Source organism: Moorena sp. SIO3B2, from assembly GCF_010692525.1.
Lineage (GTDB): Bacteria > Cyanobacteriota > Cyanobacteriia > Cyanobacteriales > Coleofasciculaceae > Moorena > Moorena producens.
This window is the reverse complement of the sequence record NZ_JAAHHE010000287.1, coordinates 1-7812: the sequence shown is the minus strand read 5'-3', so window position 1 is coordinate 7812 and position 7812 is coordinate 1. Positions and strand designations below refer to the sequence as shown.

At 41.9% G+C, this 7812-nt stretch carries 4 protein-coding genes; all 4 read left to right on the top strand.

The annotated features are described in order from the left end of the window. Positions 1–114: 114 nt before the first annotated feature. The 4 genes from F6K38_RS31310 (at position 115) to F6K38_RS31295 (ending at position 7529) form a co-directional block, all read left to right on the top strand. The gene (locus tag F6K38_RS31310; RefSeq protein ID WP_287358985.1) at positions 115–4632 is read left to right on the top strand and encodes a Tc toxin subunit A-related protein; all 4518 of its coding nucleotides are present in this window, start codon (positions 115–117) and stop codon (positions 4630–4632) included. Positions 4633–4726: 94 nt separating this feature from the next. Further along, positions 4727–6130, top strand: a complete 1404-nt coding sequence (locus tag F6K38_RS31305; protein WP_287254034.1) for a hypothetical protein — start codon at positions 4727–4729, stop codon at positions 6128–6130. Positions 6131–6236: 106 nt separating this feature from the next. Then, complete coding sequence (locus F6K38_RS31300) at positions 6237–6728, top strand: hypothetical protein (RefSeq protein WP_287313241.1); 492 nt, start codon at positions 6237–6239, stop codon at positions 6726–6728. A 129-nt stretch (positions 6729–6857) separates the two neighbouring features. After that, positions 6858–7529 carry a TraB/GumN family protein gene (locus F6K38_RS31295; RefSeq protein WP_287256214.1) on the top strand — a complete coding sequence of 224 codons (672 nt, stop codon included), beginning with the start codon at positions 6858–6860 and terminating at the stop codon, positions 7527–7529. Positions 7530–7812 lie beyond the last annotated feature (283 nt).

The following is a 7812-nucleotide window of genomic DNA, read 5'->3' as shown; positions in this document are numbered from 1 at the left end:
TATGTCACATCCGATGATCTTAACAACCCATTAAAGATTTCGGATAAGCTCTGGCCACCGACTGATGACGCAAAAAGTATTAGAAACGCATTTGATTATGGACAAGATACTTATTTGCATGATACCAGCGGAACTCTCAAGAAGGCGTCAAGTAAAGCGGAATTACTTAGTAAGCTTAACGGATTATATACTGCTAATATAGAACAACTGAACTTAAGTCAGGTTACCGAAGCGTTTGTGGTTAATGAGGATGCTTTCTTTATAGCAGACAATCAGTTCTATAAACATAGCTCTGCTAGTGATGCCTATCTACTAGAAGAAATTGCTCGAATAAAAAGTTCACCGACTAAATCCCTCGTCGGGTTATCCATATATGGGGAGCACTTTATTTTAGCGGTTAATGATACTCAACCGAAACTATTTGTATTTCATAAGGACTTTGCCAGAAATGTTGATGGAAGAAATCAACCCACAAGGTCACCTATGAAAACTATTCATGTTAACGGAGTGCCTTCTAACCAGTTAACAGGAATGTATATTGACTCCCAGGGTCAACTAATGCTTCTTTCTGCGCAAAATTACATAATGGGTCCTAGCTTTAATAAGGTAATGAGTTCATTGCTTATTCCATGGTCTCAACCCAAGAATATTGCCACTTATACATCTAGCGCAACGGTTCTAGTCGATACTAGCGTTTCATCCATAGACTATGCCTTAACCAAGAGGGATTCCACCGGTAGCCAAATCTTGTATTTGGTGTCTGGCAACCAATACATTAAGTTTGTTGACGATCCGTCAAAGTCTGTGCCTGTTACGGGATATCCAAGGAAAATTTCCCAAGGCCGAGTAGATGGTATTCCCAACGAAAATGGAATTAATGCTGCTTTCTTTAGCTCAGATAATAAAATCCGATTTTTCCAAGGAAATATTTATTTCACTGCCGATAATGCCTCGCATAAAAAGATCATTAACGAGGATTGGGGAAAAGTAAAAAATAACATCCAATACACGGGTGTGGTTGATGCAGCTTTTACTCACAACGAAAAAACATACCTCTTTTCGGGGGACCAGTATTATCGTTACCAGGGTACTGAGTTCGATTATGTCGAACCGGGATATCCTCGACTATTGAGGAATAATACGGAAGGGTTGCCTCGATGGAATGGACCGGTTCGAGCGGTATTTGAATTGGATAATAAGGTTTATCTCTTCGACCATAGTCAATACGCAATTTTCGATCCCGAATCCAAAGCCACCAAAGAAATTAACAATATCCAAGGTAACTGGGAATGGCCTGAGGGATTCGATAAGTTCGACAGCGCCTTTCAACAGGGTAGTCATGCCTACCTAGTATCAGGAAAGGAATATGTGAGGGTGGAGGAATTTGTCACTAAGCAAAATGCTAAGTATGACATCATTCGTTTGTCCTCGATGACGGGAAGTAAATTGAGTCAAAAATTGTTTGCCAATGGCATTGATGACCTATTTAGCCTGATAAATCAAGAAATAGATGAACTCCCGATTTTTCAAAAAGTAGACTATGACCCTAATAAAAAACCAGCTGAAGAAAGCCCTGATACTATTATTCAAGTAAATCGCAATAGGGTTGAAACCCTTCCTTTGCATTCACACTTGGAGTTTCGTGGTGCGAATGGCCTTCACTATTGGGAACTATTCTTCCACGCGCCTTTGCTGATTGCCCAATCTCTGAATACTCAACAGAAGTTTGCCGAGGCGAAGAAATGGTTTGAGTACATTTTTGACCCGACAGATGAATTTGAATATTGGCAGTTCTTGCCGTTCTTGTCAGTGGATATTGAGGCTTTGATTACTCGGCTCGAGTCTAATGCTACGGCATTAAAGCTGGATGCATCCGCAGTCATTAAATTGCTTGAACCATACGAGGAGGTGTTTGAAGGAAAACACGAGCTTGACAGAACAGAAATGCCTGATAAAACCGATTTGACGGATTTGAAAAAATTGCCTACAGAATCAGCAATTACCACTCTGAAAACGCCTGTTGATGCTCTGGTGAAAGATAACCCTAATGCCAAAGCTTTAGCAGAAACCTTGGAGATAGTCAAACGACTTCCCATCAGGTATGGATTTATGGTTCCCGATGAAACCATTAGTCAGCCGCAAATCCAAGCCTATCTGAAAGACCCCTTCGACCCTCATGCCATTGCCCGACTCAGACGCATTGCCTATCGACGCACCACAGTGATGGCCTATATCGATAATCTGATCGACTGGGGGGATCAACTGTTCCGTCAGTACAGCAGGGAGAGTATCAACGAAGCCCGGATGCACTATATCTTAGCTTACGATCTCCTCGGACAAAAACCCGAAAATACCGGCACCAGACTATTGTCTGATTCAAAACCCTTTGGGCGTAATGGCAACAATGGGATTGAAGGCATTCATGATAAAGGCGCGGAGGCAGATAGTAGTCAATATGACTTTTTGTTTGATGTGAGTAGGAAAGACCCAGATGAAAAGAGTCTAACCTTCGCGGCTAATATTCATAGCTCAGTCACTGAACCCTACTTCTATATACCCGAAAATCAAAATTTAATTGACTACTGGGACCGGATAGAAGACCGGCTGTATAAAATACGCCATAGCCTAAACATTATGGGGATTAAGCAACCCTTGCCCTTGTTCCAACCTCCCATTGACCCGATGGCTTTAGTACGGGCAGTAGCAGGTGGCGGTGGCATCGGTGGCGCGATCGCAGGATTGTCAGTTGCTGTACCTCATTATCGATTCAACTTTATGTTGAATAAAGCGCGAGAGTTGGTGGGTAAACTCAATCAATTCGGTGGGGATTTGTTGGGAGCGATCGAAAAGAAAGATAGCGAAGCCCTGAGCTTGTTACAAAATCGTCATGAGAAGGAAATTCTCGAAGTTACGAGCCGGATTAAGGAAGCGCAATTAAATGATGCCCTGGAGAACTTGAAATCCCTTGAAGAAAATAAGATAAGTGCTGAAGGGCAACTTGAGCATTATAACAATTTGATTACTAAAGGTATGATAGCAAAAGAAAGAACTCAAATCTCCATTATAGAAGATGCAATGTTTCTGGATTTAATTAATTTTGGAACGCAAACTGTAGCTGCATTTGCCGCATTGGTTCCTGATTATGCAATTGGCCCACCGTTTGCGTCAGAGGTGACCTGGGGCGGGAGCCAAGTCAGTAGCTCGCTCAGTACATATTCAGGGGCTATATCATCAATGACAGAATATTTAAGTAACAAAGGAGAAATTGCAGGTATCTATGCCCAATTTGAACGAAGTTTGGAGGATTGGATACTTCAAAAAGCAATGGCTGAAAGTGAAATCAAGCAACTGGAAGCCCAAATCGAAGGAGCGAAATTTCAAATCAATGTCGCAAGGCTAGAGATACAGTCAACCGAAAAGGAGATCAAACAAAATGAATCAATGAAACGCTTTATGACCAGCAAATTCTCAAACGAACAGTTGTATCAATGGATGACCAGCAAGCTCTCAGGTTTGTTCTTCCAAACCTATAAGCTCGCCCATGATATGGCCAAATCAGCCGAAAAAGCCTATCAATTTGAGCGCGGTCTTAAAGAGAGTGAGGTCTCGTTCATTGGCGGTATGTATTGGGATAGTTTGCGGAAAGGTTTACTCAGTGGTGATTCCCTAGGGCATGACCTAGACCGCATGGAGAAGGCTTATATAGATACCAATAGCCGTTCTTTAGAAATCGGGAAACATATTTCCTTGGCGGAGCTGGACCCCATGGCCTTTATTCAATTGAAAACCAAAGGCACTTGTGAGTTCAACCTCTCCGAAGCCTTATTCGATTACGACTTCCAAGGGCACTATAACCGACAAGTTAAAACGATTGCCATTGAAATCGATGCGGGTGAAGGAAAAACCGTGAATGCCACCTTAACTCAACTCCGTCATAAAACAGTGATGGAACCAGACGTGAAAGCGGTGAAATACTTACTGAATCCCAAAGGTAAGGAACCGATGTCAATCCGCAGCGATTGGCGCACCACTCAGCAAATTGCTCTGGGTGACATCGGAGAATACGACGAACCTAACGGTTTATTTGAACTGCGATTAGACGATGAACGTTTCCTTCCCTTTGAAGGAACGGGTGCGGTATCCACCTGGCGATTAGAGTTAAGCGGAAAGCGTGGCAGCTACAATTTGAACGAACTGAATAAGGTGACAATCAAGTTGAAGTACACAGCGCTTAATGGCGGTCAATCATTCGCTAGTGCGGTGAAGGGGATGTTGAAGCCTTATCCCACTGCTGTTTATATAAATATGGCGGAAACATTTCCTCAAGAATGGCAGGCGTTTATTAGTGACGAAACTGAAGAACTCGACATTATGGTCAAGCGGGAGATGTTACCTAATTTATCCGGTAGCAAAATTACTGGGCTGGTGCCTCATTATGAAATGCAAGGGGAAGGGCAGGTGAGTTTGATTCTGAATGATGATGATGACCTGACCCTGAAGCATGGCAAGTTTAATGAGGCGAATGGGTTGATGATCCGAAGCTCGGGTGCGAGTTGGAACTTTAAGGCGAAAGGGGATAGGAAGAGTTTGAGTAATTTGGGGTTGGTTGTGATGTATAAGGGGGAAGTGTAATTGATTTAGGTTGAATTAATTGGTTGTTTTACCGCTTAGTTAATTAACTACGATAAACCAAACTAAAAGAGTAAAAGGAGGAAATCTGAATATCATGCGTGACATTCTATTAAGACAAGCCGATAAAGGGAAAAAGAAGAGCATTGCTCTTAACGAAGAAGAAAAAACGACGCGGGAGAAATACAAAAAAGCGTTAGTAAAAGAAGAGCTATCTGCTCACGGTTTCTCGGAGCTTGATTCCAGATTTCCGGAATATGTGAAAAGGCGAATACAGGAAGGCGATGATGCTAGCACCATAGCAGAGGCTCTAATACGCTTGGACTATTCTGCGTTGCCACAGGTGAAACAAGAACTTATACAATCGTTCGGAAGTGATAAGGGGAACATCAACCTGGATCGATATGCCAGCGTGATCTTACGCAAGTATGATTCTGGCACTTCTTTAGGAGAAATAGCCAGAGAAGTGCTAAAGGAGGAACAAAAGGCAAGCAGTATAGCCAGGATGCAGGCGCTCGCAAAAAAATATAATCCTTTGCGCATAAGACATTTGTCCCACCAAGCCAGCACAGGGTTCAACACAGAGGACCTATTACAGTATGGCGAAGGATTTAAGCTAGAGCAGTTTGAAACAAGAGTTTTAGGATTGGTTAATACCCAACCCGCGCCGGGATTAATGAATTTTGGGTTTTCCGAATGGCGACAACATATAGATAAAGAGCATATGGAAAAGCTTATTCATTTGCTTAGGGATGATTACGATCAGATATATCTATTTAAGCTGAACAAACTTGTCGATCTGACGCCGGAGCAAATCGCCAGCGCCTATGAAGCAATGGAACGTGATCGATTAAGTTCCTCACCAGCCCCTTTGGATCGAGAGCAGTCGAAGCAATCGCTACATGGACAGCTCGTTAGTTTGGGTCGATTAGCGAGAGGCTCAAGAATAGAAGATGTTGAAGAGGCGCTCGAGAGTACGATGCAAATGCTTACCAATATGGAAAAGTCTATCAAAATTGGGCAACAGCTCTTGGGGAAATTAACTTGGAGCGGCTCTGTGGACAAGGACAGTGAAACCGATCTAAAGCAATTGCTGCAAGAATCCAACCCACGGACAGAGCCTACGGTGATGAACTGCTGGGAGTGTATAGCCTATTTGTCATATAAAGCAGGTTTGTTATCGTGGAACCAACTCAAAGTGGTGGTGGGTAATCGAGAAAAAGGTCCCGATCAGGAGAGTTTTGGATTTCTTAATGGTGGGATGGATCTGGATTCGCGCCTGTTGAAATATCCAGATCTAATGGACAAATACGTACCAAAGGGAGCGGTTATCCGATGGGGCGACAATGACCACTTTGCGCTCTATGAGGGAAACGGTAAGGTTTTAGAGCTATGGAGTCGCACTGGAACGAATAAATTGTCCTCGGTGGAGATGAAGTACCACGTTGACACTACGGTCACACTGTCGGTGGGTATCCCAACGTTTGACACCTTAAGCTAATAATAACCGAATAATTCGGGTCTAAATCCTGTGAAAGTCTAAGACCAATCAAACCATTAAAAAAAAGATCCACCAGGATAAATTAAATGTCTATCAGGAGGTTTGTATGTTGAGTCGGATCAAACAAAAAGTTGAAGAGGGAGCAAGTAAAGCACTAAAGAAAAGAAGAGGAAAGAAGAAGGGAGAGATGGAACGGGCTACTAAACCCGTTGCTCCCGAAACTGAGGAAGTTGCGCAGGGGGTTGAAGAGGAAAGCCTTGATCAAGTTGAAATAGATGAACTTGCTGCGCCAGATTTAGGTGCTGGATCTTCATCGAAACCTACTTTTGATAGTTTTCAAGATAGGGGATCAAAACTAACCATAGTAAAGGGAAGAGAAAATGTTGATAAGCTTAAGAAGGCCCTAGAAAATTACAGAGTTGAAGCTGATCCAAATTTTGTATTTGAGAAAAATAGGTTTTCAAAAGATGTTTTTAAAATAAAATACTCTGGCCAGCAGCTTATAGATCAATACCCTGAAGTTGCTGATTTAATATTGCAGACACTGGACTTGAGCCGCGATCCTAAGTTTCCGAATCACAAGAGTGGCATCGCTTAATTTTTCGACGATTTATTTGGAGAAGATGATACCAAAAAGAGACGAAAAAAAATTGATACTGAACATAAAGCACTGCTGCAAGAAGGAGTCAAATTCTCAAACAATTTTAATTTTGAGCAAGAAAAGAACTTGAAGGACAAATGGGTACAAAATAACCCAGATCCAGAGAATAATACAATTGCGACAATACTTAAAAATGAAGAAGGCTTAATTATTGGTGAAGTGCATTCTGATGATGCTGCTAGAAAACAGGTAATTGAAAATCTCGACAATTTTGTTGGGATGGGAGTTAAGTCTGTCTATCTGGAGGCCATAAGGTCAGACTATCAGTCTATGGTTGATGATTATTTAAAACTAGACGGTGAACTCTCACCGGAACTTCAACGCTTTTTAATAAATAAAACAAAAAAGGATAATTACAGTTATTTAGATTTATTGAAGGCTATAAAAGCTAAAAATAATAAAGAACAAGCTGATATTCGGGTTATCGGTATCGACTCGCCTGCAGCATCCACAAGACCCTATTCTTCCGTAGCTGATCGAGAGAGGGCCAGGGAAGCCACTATGAATATATACGCAATGAAAGTAATTAAAGACAGTCAGAATAGTGGTAAATACATAGCTCTAGTGGGGAATGCACATCTGGAAACTCAGACAGATAAAACAGATAAAGAAGAAGATAAAAACACGTTAGGCTTCGACAAAGGAGTTCCCGGTCTTTCAGAAATGCTTTCAGTGCCTGCAGTCGCAATTAGGACAGAGGTAAAGATGAATTTTAATTTCGGCCAAAAAGGAGAATAAAATGGGAGGAGAAAGAGAGGTACTGAATGCGATCGCCTCTCTTGTTGGGTGTGTTAATAACGCACATACCAAATAGACAAGGCAGGCGATAGAGCAGATAAACAGAATAATCCTCCACGCTCACCAGATCAAATGATAATAAGCCAAGAAACGACTATATATGTCACTCTCAAGTAAAGTCAAAAAAATCCGCAAGAAAAAAACAGATGCTAAGAAAGCGAAAGCGTCTTCAAAAGCCTCTTCTGATTCTTCCAACTCCCAATCCCAAGGAAAAATAAATCCG